Genomic DNA, 20604 nt, shown 5'->3' with positions numbered 1-20604 from the left:
CGTGACGTCTCCTTGTTCGCTAACTATTTTTGTTGATGTCGTGGTCGTTAAGATTCAACTCGACGAGCGCCAGCGCGTCGAGTTCTCCAGCGATGTTCGTGTCGCCATTCGCTACCATCTGCAGTGCGATGCCCGTAATCGTCGCCCAGAAGTTTCGGGCGGCAACTTCGGGGCTGGTCTTCATCGACCAGCCCTTCCGGGAAATGATTTCTGAGGACGCTCTTGCGCCTTCTTGATGCAGGCGATCGAGCGTGCCTTTGATCTGCGCTCCTAGATCGGGACGCCTTCTTGCGATCAACATGGCCTCGATGAACGCGAGGACGGCCGGCAGGCCCGCGCCGAGGACCGAAGTAGCCAGCGCCCGATTGTACTCTCGCACCGATGCCGTTTCGCACGCTTCCGTTTCCGCGTTGAGGCCCGCCTCCAGGATCATTCGTCCGGCGACCTCGACGAAGAGGCCATCCTTACTCCCGAAATAGTAAGTGACCTGGTTGGGGAAGACGCCAGCGGACGCAGCGACCTCGTTTACTGAAACTTCGGCAAAGCCGCGGTCCGCGAACAGACGTGAGGCAGTAAGGAGAATTGCCCTTCTTGTATTCTGGGATCCCGTCCTGACGGCTCGTTCCATAACTTTCATGACGAGACTAGAACATATTTTTGTTTGCTATACAAACAAATTTTTTAGGGGACATTTTGCTGATTGGACGCAAAGTGTTACCCCTCCCTTTACCGACGGAGTGATCGATCTGTGGTTTGTCGGTGCGATAGCGTCAAACCAGTCAAGATCAAACGATGCTGGCGTTAGTCGTTCGCAACAGATGCTCGTCGAGCGGTCTTAGAACGCGAACCGCGCACGCATCGGAGCGGCGCTCTCATGGACTCTATTTGACCGCGGAAGGCAATTCGAGCACAAAGCCGAAGCACTGAACACGGCGGCCATGCCTTCGAGGACAGCGCCTCGGGTCAACACGATTGAAGCGTTCAGCGATCGACCAGTTCCAAGGCCGCTTTATGGAGGCGTTCACCCTGAACGGGAATGCTTGAAACGGCTCCTTCGATTGCATTGAGGTCAGACACGGTCAGTTGGACGTTAACGGCACCGAGATTCTCTTCGAGCCGGTGCAACTTCGTGGTGCCCGGAATCGGGGCGATCCAAGGCTTCCGCGCCAGAAGCCAAGCGAGCGCAACTTGCGCCAGCGTTACACCCTTCTGTTCCGCGACCTGTTTCAACGCGCCGACCAGGGCCAAGTTCGCTTCGCGCGCTTCCGGCGCAAAACGTGGAACGTTGCTGCGGAAATCGGAAGAATCGAGCTTGGTGTCTGCGGTGATTGCACCCGCCAGAAACCCTGCGCCCAGAGGGCTCCAGGGAACGAAGCCGATTCCCAGCTCCTCGCAAGACGCGAGAACACCGTTGTGTTCAACATTTCTCGTCCATAGCGAATACTCGTTCTGAACGGCGGTGATCGGTTGAACGGCGTGGGCGCGGCGAATGGTTCCGACGCTCGCTTCGGAAAGGCCGTAGTGCTTCACCTTGCCTTGCTCGATAAGCTGACCGAGAACCCCAGCGACGTCCTCGATCGGCACTGCCGGGTCGACACGGTGCTGATAGTACAGATCAATAACATCCGTCTTGAGCCGCTTGAGCGACTGCTCGACTACGCCCAGGATGTGTTCCGGACGGCTGGTGAGGCCATAGCGAGTGCCGTCGGGATTGATGCCGAAGCCGAACTTGGTTGCGATGACCACTTTATCCCGGAAGGGGGCGAGACCGTCGCCCACGAGTTCCTCGTTCGTGAATGGCCCGTAGACCTCGGCCGTGTCGAAGAAGGTGACGCCGCGGTCAACCGCTGCGTGAATCATCTTGATGGCTTCGGCTCGCTCCAGTGGTTTGCCGTAGGTCGAATCAAGCCCCATGCAGCCGTAGCCGAGAGCGGACACCTCAAGGCTGCCCAATTGACGTTTCTTCATTGGAATCTCCTTCGCGTTCATCGCTTCAGAACGGCGCTTAGCTCGCTGATTTGCATGCCTCAGATATGGGCCGACAAGCGCCCGTTGATTAGACATTCAATTCTGCATGCCGTGATGCTTGACATTCACAAGTAGATTCGACTTGCCGAAGTTGTGGCTGGGACGAGCTAACTGACGGCCAAGGGTATGGAGTGGGAAAGCCCGCCGCTGAAAGGACACCCGGCGCGGAAAGGGTTTTCATGACGCCCCTTCCCTGCCTGGATATCGCAACGAAGGACGCTCGTCAGGCCGACGCCAGATGCTGGCCAAAGAATTCGGCCAGCTTCGAGACGGCCGGTCCAACGAACTGTGGTTTGTCGTAGAGATCGACATGTGTCGCACCGTCGACCACGAACAGTTGCTTCGGCTCCTTGGCCTTCTCGTAGACCCGATCGCTCCAGAACTTCGTCTCGGCCTTGGAACCTGCGATAACCAGCAAGGGCCGAGGTGAAATCGTCTCGATCATCTCAAACGGGTAGAACGCCATCTGCTGGGGCAGACTCGAGAACGCATAGCGGTTCACCGAGTTTGGATGCTGCCCTCGTGCCGTGCGGTAATACTCATAGCCTTCCCTGTACATCACAGGGGTCGCCGCCGTGAAGTCGGCCGGCGAATTGGCTACGACAGGCACGAGGCGTACGGGCTCGCCGCGTGCCTCCCGGCTGCGCTGTTCGCCAGCATCCTTGAGCCGCTTGATCCGCTCCTCATAAGAAATCGAACCCGAAAGACCTTCCCGGCGACCTTCGCCGATATCGAACGTGCTGACGGCCGCAACCGCCCTCACGCGATGTTCGTGCTGGGCGTGGTTCAGCGCGTAGCTGCCTCCGATGCAAATGCCGAGTGAGCCGATCCGCGACGCATCGACCTGAGGATGCTGAACAAGGAAGTCGATGGCGCAACTGATGTCGTCCACGCGTTGCCCTGGCACCTCCATGAGGCGCGGTTCGCCGCCGCTTTCACCCTGATAGGACGCATCATAGGCCAGACCAATAAAGCCCGCCTCGGCGAGACGCTGGGCATAAAGGCCGGACGACTGTTCTTTGACGGCGCCGAACGGATGGGTCACCACGATCGCAGCATACTTCCTGCTGCTGTCGAAGTTCGCGGGTTTGAACAGGTTGGCGACGATGTTCGTCCCCATGTTCCTCGCGGGGTAAGTGACGCGTTCGATCGTCACGCCTTTCTCATTGGGATAGTTGACCACTGCCGGCCCCTTCGCAGCGGTGGATTGAGCCGATGCCGAAGTGACGCCCACCAGCGCCGAGCTGGCCACGACAGCACCAGACAGCGCAAACGCAGTGGTTTCAAGGAACTGGCGTCTCTTCGCATCGAAGGTTCTATCAGCCATCGCATATTCCCTTGTTTGAAGAAGTTCGAACGGCGGCGTGTCGCCAGCCAAGACGCATCAACGAAATGCACTTCCATGCATCCGCAGATGCTCAAGGGCTTGCCACGATGTAGCGACGTCTCAGCCCAAATCTAGTGCAACTTGGACACCGCGATTAGCCTGCAACATTGGCATGCAGTCTTGAACAGGATTCATAAATGGGGCCCGCGCGGCATGACCGGGTTTCTCGCGGGCGCCGGGCGCGCAGCTTTGCAAAAGAGGCTGCCCGAGCCGCCTTTCACGTCATCCCTCAGGCCAACCTCGCGGGAATCAATCTTTGCGACGCCAGTTTTCTTCCTAGAGCACCATCTGGCGCAATCGGATTGGTAGCACTAGGGTGCATAATTATCATGCGGTACTGAACGGGATTCAGGAATGGCGCGAGACAATATTAGCGACTTGACCACATTTCTCGCTGTCGCCCGGGAGCGCAGTTTCACGAAAGCGGCTGCCCAACTCCGCCTGTCACCGTCGTCCCTTAGCCATACGATCCGCGGCATGGAAGAACGGCTCGGTGTTCGGCTTTTGACGCGAACGACAAGGAGCGTCTCACTGACAGACGCCGGCGAGCGCCTGCTCCAGACAGTGGGGCCCCATTTCGAAGAAATCGATGCCGCACTGTCGGCGCTGACCGAACTCAGGGATAAGCCTGCTGGCAGCGTCCGCATCACGGCTGGTGAACACGCTGCCGTCGCGGTCATCTGGCCTGCCGTCGAAACGCTCCTGCCGGATTATCCAGACATCAAGGTGGAGATCGTCATCGATCACGGCTTCACGGACATCGTAGCTGAACGCTTCGACGCCGGCGTGAGGCTCGGCGAGGAGGTCGACAAGGACATGATCGCGGTGCCCATTGGTCCTGAGATGCGGATGGCTGTGATCGGCACACCATCCTATTTTATCCGACATCCAAAACCACTGACCCCGCAGGATCTGACCGCTCACCGCTGCATAAACATTCGCCTGCCAACCTTCGGCGGCTTTCATGCCTGGGAATTCGAGAAAGACGGGCGCGAACTGCGGGTGCGTGTGGACGGACCTCTAGCGTTCAACGGATCCCGATTGGCGTTGGCTGCTGCGCGCAGCGGCGCAGGATTGGCCTACCTCTTTGAAGACCATGTCCGGGAGGACGTCGCCGACGGGAGGCTGATACGCGTCCTTTCCGATTGGTGTCCGCCGTTTTCCGGTTATCATCTCTATTATCCAAGCCGCAGGCAGCTCTCACCAGCCTTCGCCGTTTTGGCGGATGCTTTGCGCCACAGATCAACCACCGGAAGTTAGCTACACAAGACCTCGGCGGAAGCCCACATTGCTCCTTTGCATTAAGTCTGTGGATCGTAGGTCCGCTCGCTCTCGCACTTCACATCTAGGCTTCAAACTGTTGTTGCCATCGCAGGATATAGGACTGAAGCGAACGCACGATGTAGGCAAGCAGCATGCCGACCACCATCGTCACGAAGATGGCGACCATCATCTCGCTTACATTGGCGCGGGTCTCCGCTTCCACGATGAGCTTGCCGAGCCCGCGCTCAGCACCGATGAACTCGCCGACGATGTCCCCGATCAACGCGAAGGACACCGCCGGCATCAGCGCAGCGAATACCCAGGCGAGCTGACGGGGAACAATTGACGCTATACTCTTCGCATCGCCGACACCGTTCTCTCCGTGGGGGGTGATCGCCATGTCGGCGATTTTCGCCGTCGCGCTTTTTGATGCACTCCGCCGGAAATTAGGCCTAGGACCGCGAACGTAGCGCATCGTTCATATGTCCCTCGCGGTGGTCATCGTCGCAGGTGGTGTTGTCCACGCCATGATCAATGGAACGATGGAGACGATATCGAAGGCGACTCTTTGCGCGCTGGTTCTGGGGGCGACCATACGAGTGATGGCTGGCCTTCGGTGGAGAAGCGGGCGAAGCGCTCGAAGCTGTCAGAGATTCATCAGCTAGAGAGGCGAGCCGCGAGCTTCTCGCTGATCAATCTCGGCTAACGTAGACCAGCAGACCGCAGTTGAAGGCGTGGGCTTAAAAAATTGCGCCTCTGACGCGATTCACACTGACACCCTACCGCGCAGTGGAGTTATTCTCTGGTCTCCGGAGCGAGAGTCTGGAAAACGGGAATTTTCCAGTAGATACCAAGAGACTTTTGGGAATTCTCGCCGCGAAAATTCGAAAATGGGCACCCGAGAGACTTTTCGACATTAAAGAAGCCCGCATTTTGCGGGCTTTTCTCCACCGCAGGAAGGATACTCTCCAAAATCCACACTGGTTGGCTGCCTTGGAAGAGATCGAGCCAGCACATTCCCAAATTAAATCCTCCCTTTGATTTCAAAAGGAAATTTCGCATTTTTTAAGAGACTTCGAGGGCAGAGAAAATGTCAGCGAATGCCGGGGAAACAAGTGCACCCGCCCGCCAAGTCCACGCTATTGTGTGTTGGCAGGACCATCCGCAACGTCAACAATATTGCTTGATATGACCCATCGAGAGTTGCCAAGGCCCTGCATCATCTGCTCCCTCACAATAGATTCTCTTCTCGGTAGCAAGGTATGGCAATGGCACCTGCGAAGCTGAAGCGGCCAGCATCAGCCCCTGTTGCGCGTTTGCTCGATCAAGTCGCCCGTGCAATGCACTCGATCGGTCACGATGGTGGTCTTTTTCCGGCACAATGGACGGCGCTTCGCTACTTTCGTGACGCCGCCGCGCCGTATAACACCGCGATGGGACTGGCTCGCTTTCAGGGGCTGGCGTTCGGGCCGGTTTCTCGTTCGGTGCGAACCCTGATCGAAAAGGGTTTGCTGCGTAAAGCCGGGTCCGCCGGACGCGGGCGCTCGGAGATCGTGGAACTGACAAGCATGGGCCGCGCTCTGCTCAAGGCAGACCCATTGCTTGTGGTTGTGCGGGCAATCGAAGCAATGCCACCGGAACAGGCTGAAAGTCTGGCGATGGCATGTGAAGCCATCATCGCTGCTGTTCAGGCGCAAAAGCATGAGCCGACACAGGCGGCCGAATAACGGACCTCAGCTCACCTCCATCAAAGCCTCGACTAGAAGCGACTCATCGAAGGGCTTTAGAAAAACCTTTTCGGCTCCCCAGATTTCGGCAATCGACGTCGCAGCCTCCAATGTCAGGCGAGGCCCGCCGCCGGTAATTGCAAAGACCCGGAGCGACATCTGCTCCTGCCTTATCCGCTTGATAAGACCGAGTCCGTCCATTTCAGGCATCCAAAGATCGGTGACGACCGCATCGAATGAGCCGGCAATGATGCGCTCAAGCGCCTCCTTGCCATTCTCGGCATAGGAGGGCCGATGCCCGGCCGCACTCAACGCGGCACCGATGGACTCCCGCATGGCAGGAACATCGTCGACAACAAGAATACTCAGTGGTCCACTTTTCACGTCTGCCCCTCCCCCGAGCGAAAGGTAATCGTCACCCTCGTTCCCTGCCGGGGTTCCGATTGGATATCAAGCACCGCATTCCAGCTCTGAACCAGCCCGTAAACCACATAGAGGCCAAGGCCGGTGCCTTCGTTGGCTTTCCTGGTGGTAAAGAACGGATCGAGCGCCTGTTGCAGCGTTTCCGCGTCCATGCCCTCTCCCTCGTCGGTGACGGTGAGTACCGTGGCGTTCAATCCTTCGTATCGGCTGGCCCGCACATCCAGACTGACCCTCCCGCCCCCTTGCGAGGCGTGAACCGCGTTCGCAACCAGATTGACGACAACCTGAAAAACCTCATGCACGGGCAATACAGGGCCAGGCGTTCCATCGCCCGTCAGATCCAGCCGAATCCCGCGCGGCAAAACATTCCGAACGGAATCAAGCGCGCGTGTGACGCTCTCGAACAGCGGCGCCGTTGCCGCTGTCTCGGACGCCGGCCGCACATTGTTCAGCAACGCTCTCACGATTTCGGCCGCGCGCTTTCCCGAGTCCACAACCACATCAAGCCAGCGGCGCTTTTCATCGTCCTGCTCTGTCTGTTCGGCCACGCGGCGGGACAGATTGATGATGGGATGGAGCAGATTGTTGATTTCGTGCGCAACGCCTCCGGCGAGCTGGCCCATGGCCGCGAGTTTTTGCTGCTGGGTCTGCCGCCGCTGGTCGAGAATGTCCCGCGTGACGTCCGTCGCGATGCCCCTGTATCCCAACAGGGCTCCATCGGACGTAAAGCGCGCTGAACCGCGCAGGTCGATGTAACTGCCAGGACCGCCGTGCTGTCCAGTCAGGTGGAGAATGTGGCGCAGCGGCGCTCCGCTCGCGACACTGGAGGAACCATCCGGCTTAAGATGTGCATCCGGCTGTCCCGCTTGCACGATCTCAAGAAAAGAACGCCCCGGACGGATGCCGGCACGGTCAGCCGCCGGTCCGGTTGCGAAAGTAACGCATCCGCTATCATCTGTTTCCCAGAAGCTGTCCGAGGCGCTGTGAGCGAAATCCCTGAGACGGTCGGTTGTTGCTTCGACGGAAGCCCTCAAAGCGCGCTCTCGCCGATGCGCTTCAACTGACGTAATGATTCCGAAAACTGCGAAACAAAAACATGTCGCCACATAGGTGGCGTTAAGCGCATAGGCATTGCTGCCAATCGGGGGCACCACATCGTGCAGCATACGGATGATCCCGGCGACAAGACCGACTGCCCAGCACAGCAGGAAGATGGTCGTACGCTTGCGCTCGAGTTTGAACATCGCAGCGGCGATCCCGATTCCAAATAGCAATGAACCGATACCGACGATGGACGTAAACCGTCTGAGGAACCGCCACTCGAATAGCACCGCAATCGCAGTTGAGATCGCAAACAGGAGACAAAAAAACGCGACACCTCTGGCGATCCGCGACAGCACCGGGCGATGGCTCTCGACCCTCAGATAGCTGTCTGTGAAGAATAGCCACCACGCAAACAGCAGCGTGCTGGAGAATATCGAAAGAACGCGCGATACGCCTAAGGCGCCAGGCATCAGATGCGATTCCAGAAATGCCTGATGGGTCAGGATATAAACGAGATAGGTCAGCGTGAAGGCCGACAAAATCAACGTCGTGCGGTCTGACGTCGCGATCCCGTTGGCGAAGAGATAGAGCGCAAGAATGCCGAGAAGCCCCGACGCCACGCCGAACAGGAAACTCTGCGTTCCATAGGAGACTGAAAAATCCATATCGTTTTGCAGCCTGACCATCGCCCGCATGGAGGATGCTGTGTCGATACGCAGGAAAAGCGTGCGTCCGGAAATGATATTTGCCGGCACCACGATAGCCGGGTACCGCGTCGTGGATACCGACGGGTTGGCATGCTGCTCCCCGCTCCAGATGAAGCTCTTGCCTTCGGACGGCACGAACAGATCCACCCGCCGAATCCGCGTCTCTACAACGGACATGACCCAATCCTGCGCGTCAGAGCCAGTCAGGGTCGGAATAGGTATCCTTAGCCAGAGAGCCGCAGCGCTGTTTGGCTGCGGCCCATAGTTGGCAGGAGTGCCATTGGCGGCTTTGAACCTCGCCGCAATGGCTGGAGTTATCACGTCGGCCACTGAGAGTTGTCCGGTCAGGTCGAGCAAGTGATCCGCGACAGGACCGAGTTCATAGGTGACCGCCGCGGCATTTCGGATGATGACGGCTTGAAAAAGTACAGCGGCGAACGCGGCAAGAAGAAACGTCGAGGCCAGCCTCCGCCAAGCCGGATACTCCCGGGCAATCCAGCCCGGCTTCTTCCGTCTTGATTGCATGGGCCACGGAAAACGGGAAATCATTGGCAAATCAATTTTTGCTCACTGAGCTAATGAATGGATCGAGTGAGTTTGTCCTCAAACAGCTTCGCTCCGCGCCGCCGTATCATAACCCATCGCGGCATTGTTTATCAGCGTCTCTAGCGAGCGCGAAATATCGCGATCCTCATGCAACGCCGAAATGAAAAATCTTAGCCGGGGCTTTTCCTTCGGGACACCAATCCTAACGATGGGCGGAACATAGTAACCGGCCTGCTTGAGCAATTCAGACACCTCCAGTACAGCCTGCTCGCTCTTCATCAAAATCGGCACGACGCCGATGCCGATGGCTGGTCCTGTATCGAGACCAAGCCGTTCGGCCTCGCGCAGGAAGTGTCGGGATTTTTTCCTCAGGATATCTGTTAACGCGGGCTCGCGCTTCAGCACACGCAATGCCGACAGGGCTGAAGCAGCAACGCTAGGCGCGAGACCCACGCTGAAGACGAATCCTGGCAACGTGTACCGAAGCCACCGGATGACCGCGCCATGTCCAGCAATAAATCCGCCTGATGAGACAAACGCCTTGGACAGCGTGCCAACGATCAGATCGACATCGCCGACATCAACATTGAAATGTTCGCAAAGCCCCCGGCCACTGCTTCCAAGCGTTCCGATCGAATGAGCCTCATCGACCATCAGCCAGCAATCGTGCTCGTTCTTGATATTCACAAGCTCAGGCAAATCTGCGACGTCGCCATCCATGCTGTAAAGACCCTCGACTACGATCAGGCATCGCTTGTAGCGACCTCGCATAGCGGCGAGTTTCCGGCGAAGATCGGACAGGTCGTTATGCGCGAACGGGTGCGAGTCGCATCGCGCGGCTCGCGTTCCCACGACAATGCTGTTATGGCAAAGTTCATCGTACAGGATCAGGTCCTGCGACGACATCAGGTGAGCCAGCAAGGTGACGTTGGTCAAATAGCCGCTGACCAGCGTCAGCGCGGCCTCCGCCCCGACAAACGCGGCAAGTTCCTCCTCAAGATCTCCGTGCAGCATGCGTTCGCCACCGACCATGCGTGATGCCGACACCGACGGGCCGAGGCTGTCCAGCATCTTGTGTGCGCTCATGACCACATCGGGGTGCGCGGAAAGCCCCAGATAATCGTAGTGCGCGAAGCTGACCACCGATTGGCCTTCCCGCTCGCGGGACAGACGAAAGCCATCGACCGGCAGAAAGAATGGATCGCGGTCCGAAATAAGGTTCGCTCCCGCGAGCCGATATCTGCTCAATGCATGATCAACGAGCGAGCGCGACATTATCGAATATCCAGTTTTTCGGAGAAGTCATCCGTGCCCGCAGTTGCGCATTTTGGCTGGCCTGCCGCAAAATACGGGCTCGCATCCAGACTGAACTTCGACGACAGCCAGACAGCCAGTCTCGTCGGCACGAATTTGAGAACGAAGCACGCAACGGCATATTGGAATGGAATAATGGCGAAGACCTGCTTCCTGGCGATACAGGCGATAATCGCGCCCGCAGCCGCCTCCGGCTTCATCTGGAACGGCTTGAACGTATTCAGCCGCGCGCTCATGGGTGTATCGACATATCCCGGGCATATCACCGAAACGGCGATGCCATGTCCGCGAAGCGCCGCGTTTAGCGACAGGGCAAAGGCGTTCAACCCCGCCTTGGAGGCGGCGTAACCTGCCGCCATGGGCAGCGGCACAAAGGCCGCGACCGAACTGATCATCGCGATTGCGCCCCCTTCACCGCGCGCGATCATCCGCTCGACAATCAGGCTGGCGCCAGCCGCCGGACCGCGAAGATTGATATCAAGAAGGCGGACGATCTGTTGCGGCGTCTCGGTCTGCTGAAGCGGCGCGCTCGTATCGCCGACGGCGGCGTTAAAGATCACGAGATCGAAGCACCAGTGCCGGTCCAGCTCTGACAGTGCATCGAGAAATCCTTCCGTGTCGGCGATGTCATGGACTGCTTTGACAACGCACGCTCCCTTGTCGCGGCACACAGAGGAAACACGCGAAAGCCGCTCTTCGTTTCGCCCCATCAGCACGAGCGTCACCTGCTCGCGCGCATAGGCCGTAGCAAGCGCTGCGCCAATCCCGCTCGAGGCGCCGGTGATGAGAATGGAGCGAGGAGAGGTCATGAAGCTACCGAAATACCACCAGCGGTTACGGACCACGGCCCCGGCCACGTATTTAAATCTGTGACCGTTGCAGAAGAGTTACATAATAGCTCACTGAGCTATTATATAGGAAGGATACCGGTTTTCAGTGGTTGGGGAAATTTCAATGTTCAAAAAAGTTGTTCTGGCTGGCGTGATTGCAGCCGTTGCCGCGTCCGGAGCCGCCGCCGCGGATCTTTATGTCAAAGCGAAGCCGATGCCCGTGGTTTCGGCCTATAACTGGACCGGCTTCTATGTCGGCGGCCATGTCGGCTATCTCTGGGGCGATGTCACCGGCACCTCCTTCGCGCGAAATGGCAATGACGTCATTGATCCGAAGGGATATCTCGCCGGCGTTCAGGGCGGCTATCGCTATCAGTTCGCCAACCGGCTTGTGCTCGGATTTGAGGTCAACGCGCCCGTCGCCTTCCAGAAGCAGACCGTTCAGTCAGCGCTGATTCCCGGCGTCTCCTACACTGCGGACGTCAAATATGCCGTCTCTGCGATCGGCACCCTGGGCTACGCTTTCGACCGCTGGCTACCTTATATCGGCGGCGGCATCGGGACGGCTGAGGTCAAGGGCGGCGCGATCTTTGGTCCCGGCGTCGCCGAGTATCAGACCCAACAGCACACCCTGGGGCAGTTTGTTGCGGGTGTGAACTACGGCATCACCGACAACCTTGTCGCGGGCGTGCGATATACCTATCAGGTCGCGGAAAAAGCCACCTATCCGTTTGCTTGCTGCAGCGTGCCGCTTCCGGTCACTTACGGGCTCGAATCCAGCGCCGTGGTTGGAACGCTGGAGTTCAAGTTCTGACGGAGAACACTCTTGCGGGCGGCTGAATCGGGAGATCGGTTCAGCCGCCTGAAAGCAACAGCGAAATCATGGCCGCCTTGAAACTGAATCGGCGGCGTGTCGCTCCAGCCGAGACACGGCAATGATCGCCGTCACACCCGTTGCATCCCGAAAAGATCTGCAGGACTTTCTGCGCCTTCCACGACTGCTTTATCGCGGCATGCAGGGCTACTCCGCTCCACTCGACATGGAGCGCAAACAGACATTATCGCCGAAAAAGTCACCTTTTTTTCAAAACAATGAGGCCGTGTTTTTTCTCGCACGGCTCAAGGGAAAAGCCGTAGGGCGGATATCAGCGCAGATATTAGGTGATGCACCGGCGCAGTGGCCGCTCAAAACCGGCTTGTTCGGATGCCTGGACGTGATCGACGATCCGCGCGTGACGAGCACCTTGCTTGACGAAGCGGGACGATGGCTCCAGGCGCGCGGAATGGATCGGATGCGCGGGCCGTTCAACCTGTCGTCGAACGGCGAGACCGGTCTTCAGATAGGCGGACAATCACACAATCCGATGGTGATGACACCATGGCATCCGCCCTATCTCGCAGCGCATGTCGAGGCCTCGAGCCTCGAACCGGTCAAGGATGTCGTGTCTTATAGCCTCGACCTGGCGCGGCTCGGACCATCCGACTTGAAACGCCATCGGGCCTTGACAGCAAAAACGACCGGCCATCTCAAGGTCCGCAGCCTCGATCTGCGGCACCTGCGCCGCGACATCGGGATCATCACAACCATCTATAACGATGCATGGTCTAGCAACTGGGGCTTCACACCGATATCCGATGCCGAATCCCTGGCGATGGCGGACTCGCTCAAAGCGATCATCCAGCAAGACATGGCGGTCATTGTCGAACGCGACGGCATGCCTATCGCCGTCGCATTGTGGATTCCCAACATCCAGGAGATGGTAGCCGATATGGACGGCCGTCTGCTGCCATTCAACTGGATCAGGTTTCTCTGGCGCGCTAGGCGCCGCGCTTATTCCAGTTGCCGTGTCATCCTGCTGGGAGTTGCTCAATCGGAGCGAGGAAATCCCTCAAACCTCGGCCTGCCCGCCATGATGATCGGTGAACTCGTGCACCGATCGATCAATCACAAGATTCGTCAGGTCGAACTAGGCTGGGTTCTCGAGGACAACATGGGTCTGCGGCGCACCATCGAACGCATTGGCGGGACGATATCGACCACACATCGCATCTATGAAATTGGTTTATCGACGTGAAGGTGAGACGAGTCAGCCAAGATACCGTCGCCAGACAAATAGAAGACAGACATTGCTCTCAAATCGCGTCACAAACTGCCGACGTTGCGCCCCACCTGTACGATGAAGTGGATCAGTTGATGTTAATGGCTGACCAAACGTAAGCGGAGAAAGTTCGATTCAACTGCATGCTCCATCGCGCAGTGGTTTTATTCTCCGGTCTCTTCCGCGCGACTCTTGAAAACGGGAATTCTTCAATGATTGGTCAGAGAATGTCGGCCAATTTGGGAAGGTGACGGTTCGATTCCGGTCTTTGTAGAGACTCAGCATTTTGAAAAAGCCCGCCAATGGCGGGGCATTCTCGCACAAAAGAAAGAAATTCTCTGAAATCCGCACTGGATGGCTGGCGACGCAGTGCTGATCGCGCCCGTCTCTAAGCGAATTCCCTGGTAACAGGGAATTTTACAGGGAAATTCGCGATTTTGGCCTCCCCAGAGGAGCTTGGAGGCGAGAAACCACTGCGGCGCAGCGCTTTTGGCGATAATTCCCTACAAAATTAACAGGGAACACATTTCGAAGAACAGGGAAACCTCGCGCGGACAACAGGGATCTAGGTGAGCGCTGAATTCTTACACGCTTGAATAGGCTCTAGCGGACGCGATCTGTTCTCGCTCTCGATTTGTAGATGAGGAGAGCGAGATGGCGAGCAAGAACGGAGTGTGGAGACGTCAGGGCGAGACTTTCTGGCGGGCACACCATGAGGCGTGGAAGCGTAGTGACTTGAACCAACGGCAGTATTGCGAGGCGGAGGGTATTCCGCGCAAGGCCTTCGAGAACTGACGCGCGATTTTTGAGGCTGAGCCGCAGCCTCCGGAACGCAAGCTGCTTTACCGGCGGCGCAACTTAAGTCCTCCCTTTAGTCCGCCGCTTAGTCCTCTCGTTAGTCCGGGGGCTTATCCCTCCTCGTGGTCGGGAGCGCCGATCGTGCAGCGCTGGCGACCGGCCCTGGCCGGATGATCTGAGACGGATTGAATGGTGCATTCGGAGCGGCGGAAGCGGACACGAGTCGGCTACACTCTATCGTCATGAACATCGATCTCACCGCCCTGCCGGCCGATGTAGAGACGCTGCATCGCCGAGCTCTATGCGATCGAGGCAACGATCCGAGGCAAGACCGCCGACGCACGGCGGGACGTACGACAAGTTCGCTCGTTGCCGCTGGTTGCTGCGATGAGGGCCTGGCTCGAGACGCAGCTGACCCACATCCCGCCGCGCGGCGGGCTTGCCGATGCGATCCGCTACGCACTGACCCGCTGGAGCGACCTCAGCCGGTTCCTCGATGACGGGCGCATCGAACTCGACACCAACACCGTGGAACGCGCCATCCGCCCCATCACACTCGGCCGCAAAAAAACACCTGTTCGCCGGATTCGATCGCGGGGCTGCGCGCTGGGCGACCGTCCGCTCCCTTATCACCACGGCAAAGCTTAACGACGTCGAGCCCTTCGCCCACCTCAAAGACGTGCTTATTCACATGTCCAACGGTCATCCTATGAACCGACTTGACGACCTGCTGCCCTGGAATTGGACCCCGTCAAATCCCGCAACCTGATCCCACGTGTCAGGAATGGACGCTTACGCAAGCATCGCCGGATGAGGTTTTCGGTATGCGCCCAAGGACGCCTGGCGTGCCGCTGCGCCCGCCACCGCAGATCAGTCCGAACGGAAGACGCCCGGTCTGATCTCCACTGCGGGTTCGGACGCTAGTGACGCTTCTGATTCCATAGCCAGTTCCTTAGCCCGCCCCGTTACCCGGCGCAGCAGGACAGTTTCTTCACGTCTCTGTCGAACGTCTGTGCCGCGAGCTTCAGGCCCTCGACGGTCGTGAGATAGGGGAAGATCGTCTCCGACAGATCATCAATCGTGAGACCGCAGCGGATGGCCAAGGCCGCAGTCTGGATGCTATCGGCACCCTCTGGCGCAAGAATATGCGCTCCGAGCAGCTTGCGCGTTACCCCATCGGCGATGAGCTTGATAAGCCCCCGTGTGTCGCGCGCTGCGAGCGCACGCGGCACGTTGTCGAGCGAGAGCACCGAAGTCCGCACGGCGTACCCGGCGGCACGAGCTTGCGATTCCGTCAGACCGACACTCGCCACCTGAGGGTCCGTGAAGACAATGGCGGGCATGGTGGTGTTGTCATAGCGCAGGCCGTTGCTATTCAGCGCGTTCTTGGTCGCAAGCTTTGCGCCATAAGCCGCCATGTAGACGAACTGGTCCCTGCCCGTCACGTCGCCGGCGGCATAGATGCCGGCCTTCGAAGTGCGCATGCGGTCGTCGATGACGATCGCGCCAGACGATGTCTGCGCGACGCCCACCTCCGGAAGCCCGAGAGTTTCAGTATTCGGGGTGCGCCCTGTCGCCACGAGAATCCGTTCGCCGGTCAATATCTCTGGATCGCCGTTGCGAGTGATCGTGAGTGCGACGCCGCCATTCTCAGTTTTGCGGACGAAATCGTAGGCCAAGCCACCCACAATTGTGATCCCCTCGTCGGCCAGATAGCCCGCGAGCGCCTGCCCGATCTCAGGTTCGCTTTCCGGCAAAAGCCGGCTGCGAAAGACGAGCGTCACCGCGACGCCCGCGCGTGCGAAGGTTTGGGCGAGTTCAGCTCCAATGTAGCCGCCGCCGAGCACGATCATCGAGCGCGGTAGCTCCTTCAGCGACAACGCCGTCGTGCTGTCGAGAGGCGCAACCTCTGCGATGCCTGGGATGGTGGGTAGCGCAGGCCGCGCGCCCGTCGCAATGATGATGCGGTCCGAGACGAGGCGCTGACCGTCCACGTCGACGCCTCCCTCGACGAGGCGCGCCCGACCTTCACGGTAGGCTATGTTGTTGTATTCGGGCAAAAGATCGGCGTACTTCGCCTGACGAAGGCTGGCGACTAGCGTGTCCTTCTGGGCGATCTGTGCGGCCCAATCGACCACGCGCGCGCTGCTTTCGATGCCGTCGAACCGAGCCGGGGCGGCGTTAGCGTGGTGCACCGTCTCTGTAGCTCGGATCAGCGTTTTCGACGGCACGCAGCCAATGTTGACGCAGGTGCCGCCAATCGTGCCGTGCCCGACGAGCGCAACGCGCGCGCCCTGCTCGGCGGCAGTGATCGCGGCCGAGAAGCCGGCGGAGCCGGCGCCGACGACAACAAGGTCGTAGCGGCTGCTGCCGCCACTCGTGCTCGGGGTACAGCAGTCGTTCATGGTTTCAACTTTCGTGTGTTCGCATCCACGTTGCAGGAGTCAGGGCCGCACAGCAGACAACCGGAGTACACCCTGCCCCGATGATGATGAGTTTTGCGACGGTCATACCGACGCGGCCTTACTGCACGATGCGCGAGGGATAGCCAGCGTTGGTGGTCGCCGAAATGAGCGTCGAGACGTCCGTCCGGCTATCCTCAAACCGAACCTTTGCAATCGCAGCCCCATCTGCCTCCGATATCTGAACATCGAGCACGCCGGATATGCGGGTGAGAGAGCGTTTCACGATCGGGCCGCAGAGTTCACAGGTAGCGTTGGCGACATTGATCGTCACGGTTCGCTCGGTGGCTGAAGCTGCACCGTAGGAGAACAGGGCAACGGTCAGGGCGACAAGAGGCAGAATTTTCATGGCAAGTCTCCTTGTTGTTAGGTGTCGAGGAAAAGGCGAGCAATGTGGGGGAAGCCCACGGCGATGATGATCAGGAGCGTCGCGATCCACAGCCCGACCTTGGCGGTCCGACGAGATGACAGGCTGGCGCAGTAGGAGCCTTCGACGCAATCGGCCGCCTTCGGTTTGCGGTAGACGGCATAGTAACCGCCGCCGAGGCATGCCACCGCGAGCCCGATAAACAATGGCTGATAGGCCTTGAGCGCGGTCAAATTGCCGATCCATGTACCGCTGACGCCGGCGAGGAACAAAGCGAACGGGACCACGCAACAGGTCGCGGCGCCAAGTGCCGCCAGGATGCCGCCAACCGACAGCAGCGCTACGCTGTCAAAGCGCTTCTGCGTCGGCGTGGCCTTGCTTTGCAGCACAGTCGCCTCGTCTCGCATCGTCATTGAGCCCGCTCCCGCGATTGGTTTATGGTGACCCTAGTGCCTGTAGCGACTACAGGGTCAAGCGGGAACTTCTCACGGCCGTGTGAGGCCAATAATGAAAACTACCGAAGATCTTACGATCGGGGCGCTGTCAGCGCGCAGCGGAGTGAATATCGAGACGATTCGCTATTATGAAAAAATAGGCGTCATGCCGTCGCCCGCCCGCAGCGCGAGCGGCTACCGCATCTACGGACCCGAGCATGTGAGGCGGTTACATTTCGTTCGTCGCGGTCGGGAGCTTGGATTTGGTCTCGACGAGCTGCGGGGATTGCTGCGTCTTGTCGATGGGCACACCTACACTTGCGAGGAGGTGCATACGCTCACGGTCGAGCACCTCACGGATATTCGTCAGAAGATCGCTGATTTGCGACGCCTCGAACGAGTGATGTCGAACATGGCTGCCCAGTGCACGCGGGATCAGGTTCCGGAGTGTCCGGTCATCGATGCGCTGTTCGAGATGAAGCCCGTCGCCCGCCACATGCGTCGACCCAGCGCTCGCACTGTAAAAGGCACTTCACCACGATGAATATTCCGGCTTCGATGCTCCTGGTCGGCAATGGGACGATGAATAACCGCCAATGTTGGGAAGTCACCTCTGGGCTATGACCTACATTCCGACCGAGCAAATTTCGAATGGCCAAACTCCCCGAGACGCTGTGGCTTTTATCTAACCAGGTCGATCTTTCTGCGTCGGATTCTTCTCGTCACGCCGATCGTTCTTGCTCTGCATCATTCGATTGCAGTTCTCCATCATCTGGTTCATCTGGCCCATCATACCCATCATTGCTTTCATATCACCGCTCATCATGCCGTGATCGCCGGTCTGCGGGGTCGATGGCGTCGGCGTATCTTGGGCGCGAGCAACGGGACCAAGAGCCAAGCCTGTTCCAACGGCGAACAAAATGACAGCTAATGTTGCAACTGTTTTCATCGAAGATTCTCCTCTCTGTTTCGATTTACGAACGAATCCGCAGTGTATTTGCGCACGCCAGTCAACAGGTTCGATCGCGCATCTATTGTTGCGGATCAAGCGGCTTACCAAATCGAGATGGTTGGGTCTTGGTTGGCTCCTTACCTGGATCTTTTGGCAATTGCGTCCCGTGTTGTTTCATGCACATGAACATCATCAACATGCAGGGAAGAAACGCCAGGATAGGAAGGAACCCCGCTGCTGCCAGCCAGTTCCAATTCAACGCAACGCCGGCAGAAACTCCCGCGCCCGAGAAGAGATACAGCGCCAACCGATACCGAGTGAAATAGCTCGTCACAGTATCGCGAGGTCGAATGCCTGCCCGGCGGGTGGTTGCGTTGTGATCAATCAGGATCATACAATTGTTCTTCCCTTTGGTGAAAATGCAGAATCGTCGCTGTGAAAGGATTGCTGTGACCATTCTGGATCCGAAACCGTTTCCGCTTCGAACCAGCTCTTTGCACGCTCGTCTGATGCATACGTCTTTTGGTTAGTGCGCATCATAATCTCAGGTGCGCGTCATCGGAGAGATTTTGGACCGCCCTGATAGCGCCACACGTTGCCACCCTCGGCGGGATTTTCTGGCGCAGACTATTACGGATTCCGCTTCATCTTCGGACCTTTGGAGCGGTGCTGCGAGAAGGCCGCGCCCGCTCGTCTTGGAGCACGGGGGCAAACGGCAGCACCGTGCTCTCCGTGGGGATTACCACAGCGGGGGTGCGGGCCTCATTTGGCCAATACCTCTTGTCCGAAATTGTCGGGCCCGCCTGGGCGGTTGCTGATATCGCTACAAGCGGCAGCAAGAGCGAAATCGTGAGAAAGCTTTTCTTTAACATGGTCCGGCTCCATTCCCTTGGAAAGGCACGTCATGTGCGCTTCTACAAATGAGTTCGGAGCAAATCGTCGGCCGGTTACAACCTCACGCTGACGTGAAACGACCAACAAAGCCCGTTACCACCGCAACAGCCGCGGTCCCAATATTGCGCCCGCGAACGTGCAAAGCACAATCGTGCCACCGTACCAGACCGCAACAAACGGCAATGAATCGTCCGTGCAATGAAGCGCATAAGCCATTGCGCTTACACCGCCGGAAATGAGGCCGGCGAAAGCACCCGCTCGGACAAGATTTGTTGGGGCAGCTTTTCGCACCGCCCAGATGGTGATTGCGAAAGGCACGATTGCGATGATCGGAATCGAGAGAAGACATTCAAGCCACTGATCGCCGACGATCATCTTGTCCCAATGCGAGCTGGGCGCAAGCCCAAGGCTGATTGCAGCAAGGAGTACAACCGCTACGAAAGGCAATGCAACCAAAACTGCCGAGGTTCTGCGCTCTCCTCCCGGGCGGGCCAACCGCGTCAGATAAACCGATGCCACGCCGACAGTCCCAACCGCAAACGCGAGCTTTAGGAGGATAAAAATCAAGGCACGGGACGTCATCAAGTCCGGCCGAACACCCAGTCCGACGAGCATGATGCCAAGCGCCAACACTGACGCAGCCGCAACGGCGATCCCAACCGTACGAACGACCAGCCGACGGTCGACCGGCTCAACGTTCGTACTCAGCATCGCAACCAAATCATCTGTCTTCATGTTCTGGCTTCCCGGGCAATCAAGGCAGCCAGCGCCTTGAGCCCACGGTGAATGTTCACTTTTACGGCCGATTCCGAAATACCGCACCGGTCTGCAGCTTCAGCGATGCTCCGTCCGTCCAGTTTCACCGCCTCGATGGAACATCGCATTTTTTCCGGCAGCCGCTGCATAAGTCGTCTGATGTCGTATGTACTCTCGGCGCTGAGATTATCATCGTGCGCCACGATGGTGTCAGCCTCGTCGATAGGTACATCGGCAAGTGATGCGCGAGTCCGACGTAAGAAATCGATCAATTTGTAGCGCGCGATGGCATGCACCCACGGCGTCAAAGGCTCGGCGGGGTCATAGGTATGGCGCTTGAAGTGGATCGCCAATACCGCTTCTTGAACCAGATCTTCGGCCTCTGCTGCGCCCCTCCCAATTCTCACGAGCTTGCCCTTGTAATACGCGCGCAGACGGCGGCTCAACCGATTGAGCAGCGCGCGGTGCGAGGCCGCGTCGCCATCCAAACTTGCAAGCATCAGTGCCTTGAGTTCGATTTCGTTGGTCGTCATACTTGCATTATCTCTATGAGTTCGCTGATCCAGCCGGTTT

At 58.3% G+C, this 20604-nt stretch carries 21 protein-coding genes and 2 pseudogenes; 8 read left to right on the top strand and 15 right to left on the bottom strand.

Annotated features, from left to right (window positions below):
* Nucleotides 1-19: 19 nt before the first annotated feature.
* From HMPREF9696_RS20045 to HMPREF9696_RS20035, 3 genes are all read right to left on the bottom strand, one after another.
* Nucleotides 20-637: a TetR/AcrR family transcriptional regulator gene (locus HMPREF9696_RS20045; RefSeq protein WP_002714885.1), complete on the bottom strand. Its 618-nt coding sequence runs from the start codon at nt 635-637 to the stop codon at nt 20-22.
* Between the two features lie 344 nt (nt 638-981).
* Nucleotides 982-1968, bottom strand: coding sequence for an aldo/keto reductase (locus tag HMPREF9696_RS20040; RefSeq protein ID WP_002714884.1), 987 nt, complete (start codon nt 1966-1968; stop codon nt 982-984).
* Nucleotides 1969-2251: 283 nt separating this feature from the next.
* Nucleotides 2252-3406, bottom strand: a complete 1155-nt coding sequence (locus tag HMPREF9696_RS20035; protein ID WP_210161309.1) for an alpha/beta hydrolase — start codon at nt 3404-3406, stop codon at nt 2252-2254.
* 363 nt (nt 3407-3769) lie between these two features.
* On the opposite strand from HMPREF9696_RS20035, the gene HMPREF9696_RS20030 reads away from it, so the two are divergent.
* Complete coding sequence (locus HMPREF9696_RS20030) at nt 3770-4675, top strand: LysR family transcriptional regulator (protein WP_002714882.1); 906 nt, start codon at nt 3770-3772, stop codon at nt 4673-4675.
* A gap of 85 nt (nt 4676-4760) precedes the next feature.
* Here HMPREF9696_RS20030 and HMPREF9696_RS20025 read toward each other — a convergent pair whose 3' ends face one another.
* On the bottom strand, nt 4761-4982 hold the full coding sequence (locus HMPREF9696_RS20025; protein WP_040301668.1) for an ABC transporter permease subunit: 222 nt from the start codon (nt 4980-4982) through the stop codon (nt 4761-4763).
* Between the two features lie 37 nt (nt 4983-5019).
* On the opposite strand from HMPREF9696_RS20025, the pseudogene HMPREF9696_RS22085 reads away from it, so the two are divergent.
* Nucleotides 5020-5343: pseudogene (locus tag HMPREF9696_RS22085) on the top strand (ferric reductase); the annotation flags it as partial.
* Between the two features lie 675 nt (nt 5344-6018).
* Entirely contained in the window at nt 6019-6405 is a 387-nt protein-coding gene (locus HMPREF9696_RS20010; protein WP_051053278.1) for a MarR family winged helix-turn-helix transcriptional regulator, read from the top strand.
* 6 nt (nt 6406-6411) lie between these two features.
* On the opposite strand, the gene HMPREF9696_RS20005 is transcribed toward HMPREF9696_RS20010, so the two are convergent.
* Genes HMPREF9696_RS20005 through HMPREF9696_RS19990 form a run of 4 tightly spaced genes read right to left on the bottom strand, consistent with a single transcriptional unit; the run spans nt 6412 to nt 11248 of the window.
* Nucleotides 6412-6789: a response regulator gene (locus tag HMPREF9696_RS20005; RefSeq protein ID WP_002714878.1), complete on the bottom strand. Its 378-nt coding sequence runs from the start codon at nt 6787-6789 to the stop codon at nt 6412-6414.
* A complete protein-coding gene (locus tag HMPREF9696_RS20000; protein ID WP_002714877.1) occupies nt 6786-9128 on the bottom strand; it encodes an ATP-binding protein in 2343 nt (780 codons plus the stop codon). The genes HMPREF9696_RS20005 and HMPREF9696_RS20000 overlap by 4 nt, the downstream gene beginning before the upstream one ends.
* Before the next feature lie 54 nt (nt 9129-9182).
* Entirely contained in the window at nt 9183-10400 is a 1218-nt protein-coding gene (locus HMPREF9696_RS19995) for an aminotransferase class I/II-fold pyridoxal phosphate-dependent enzyme (RefSeq protein WP_002714876.1), read from the bottom strand.
* The gene (locus HMPREF9696_RS19990) at nt 10400-11248 is read right to left on the bottom strand and encodes an SDR family NAD(P)-dependent oxidoreductase (RefSeq protein ID WP_051053274.1); all 849 of its coding nucleotides are present in this window, start codon (nt 11246-11248) and stop codon (nt 10400-10402) included. The genes HMPREF9696_RS19995 and HMPREF9696_RS19990 overlap by 1 nt, the downstream gene beginning before the upstream one ends.
* Before the next feature lie 145 nt (nt 11249-11393).
* Between HMPREF9696_RS19990 and HMPREF9696_RS19985 the strand changes: the two genes are divergently transcribed.
* From HMPREF9696_RS19985 to HMPREF9696_RS21740, 4 genes and pseudogenes are all read left to right on the top strand, one after another.
* Nucleotides 11394-12083 (top strand): outer membrane protein, encoded by a 690-nt coding sequence (locus HMPREF9696_RS19985; RefSeq protein ID WP_002714874.1) that lies wholly within the window; start codon nt 11394-11396, stop codon nt 12081-12083.
* A gap of 121 nt (nt 12084-12204) precedes the next feature.
* Nucleotides 12205-13344: a hypothetical protein gene (locus tag HMPREF9696_RS19980; RefSeq protein ID WP_002714873.1), complete on the top strand. Its 1140-nt coding sequence runs from the start codon at nt 12205-12207 to the stop codon at nt 13342-13344.
* 678 nt (nt 13345-14022) lie between these two features.
* A complete protein-coding gene (gene tnpA, locus HMPREF9696_RS22240; RefSeq protein ID WP_002714872.1) occupies nt 14023-14163 on the top strand; it encodes an IS66 family insertion sequence element accessory protein TnpA in 141 nt (46 codons plus the stop codon).
* Nucleotides 14164-14448: 285 nt separating this feature from the next.
* Nucleotides 14449-14935, top strand: a pseudogene (locus HMPREF9696_RS21740) (IS66 family transposase); the annotation flags it as partial.
* A 196-nt stretch (nt 14936-15131) separates the two neighbouring features.
* Here HMPREF9696_RS21740 and merA read toward each other — a convergent pair.
* The 3 genes from merA to HMPREF9696_RS19960 all read right to left on the bottom strand — a co-directional run bounded on the left by merA (nt 15132) and on the right by HMPREF9696_RS19960 (nt 17408).
* The gene (gene merA, locus HMPREF9696_RS19970; RefSeq protein WP_002714870.1) at nt 15132-16571 is read right to left on the bottom strand and encodes a mercury(II) reductase; all 1440 of its coding nucleotides are present in this window, start codon (nt 16569-16571) and stop codon (nt 15132-15134) included.
* 118 nt (nt 16572-16689) lie between these two features.
* On the bottom strand, nt 16690-16977 hold the full coding sequence (locus HMPREF9696_RS19965) for a heavy-metal-associated domain-containing protein (protein ID WP_002714869.1): 288 nt from the start codon (nt 16975-16977) through the stop codon (nt 16690-16692).
* A 17-nt stretch (nt 16978-16994) separates the two neighbouring features.
* Nucleotides 16995-17408 (bottom strand): mercuric transporter MerT family protein, encoded by a 414-nt coding sequence (locus tag HMPREF9696_RS19960; protein ID WP_002714868.1) that lies wholly within the window; start codon nt 17406-17408, stop codon nt 16995-16997.
* Nucleotides 17409-17502: 94 nt separating this feature from the next.
* On the opposite strand from HMPREF9696_RS19960, the gene HMPREF9696_RS21430 reads away from it, so the two are divergent.
* Nucleotides 17503-17973, top strand: a complete 471-nt coding sequence (locus HMPREF9696_RS21430) for a MerR family transcriptional regulator (protein ID WP_002714867.1) — start codon at nt 17503-17505, stop codon at nt 17971-17973.
* Between the two features lie 141 nt (nt 17974-18114).
* On the opposite strand, the gene HMPREF9696_RS21735 is transcribed toward HMPREF9696_RS21430, so the two are convergent.
* From HMPREF9696_RS21735 to HMPREF9696_RS19940, 4 genes are all read right to left on the bottom strand, one after another.
* On the bottom strand, nt 18115-18378 hold the full coding sequence (locus HMPREF9696_RS21735) for a hypothetical protein (protein WP_002714866.1): 264 nt from the start codon (nt 18376-18378) through the stop codon (nt 18115-18117).
* Between the two features lie 82 nt (nt 18379-18460).
* Complete coding sequence (locus tag HMPREF9696_RS19950) at nt 18461-18775, bottom strand: hypothetical protein (protein ID WP_040301661.1); 315 nt, start codon at nt 18773-18775, stop codon at nt 18461-18463.
* A gap of 593 nt (nt 18776-19368) precedes the next feature.
* Nucleotides 19369-20010 carry an NrsF family protein gene (locus tag HMPREF9696_RS19945; protein WP_002714864.1) on the bottom strand — a complete coding sequence of 214 codons (642 nt, stop codon included), beginning with the start codon at nt 20008-20010 and terminating at the stop codon, nt 19369-19371.
* Nucleotides 20007-20564 (bottom strand): sigma-70 family RNA polymerase sigma factor, encoded by a 558-nt coding sequence (locus tag HMPREF9696_RS19940; protein WP_002714863.1) that lies wholly within the window; start codon nt 20562-20564, stop codon nt 20007-20009. The genes HMPREF9696_RS19945 and HMPREF9696_RS19940 overlap by 4 nt, the downstream gene beginning before the upstream one ends.
* Nucleotides 20565-20604: the final 40 nt, after the last annotated feature.

This window comes from Afipia clevelandensis ATCC 49720, from assembly GCF_000336555.1.
GTDB lineage: Bacteria > Pseudomonadota > Alphaproteobacteria > Rhizobiales > Xanthobacteraceae > Afipia > Afipia clevelandensis.
The sequence above is the reverse complement of the archived record's forward strand: the minus strand, read 5'-3'. Positions and strand labels throughout refer to the sequence as shown.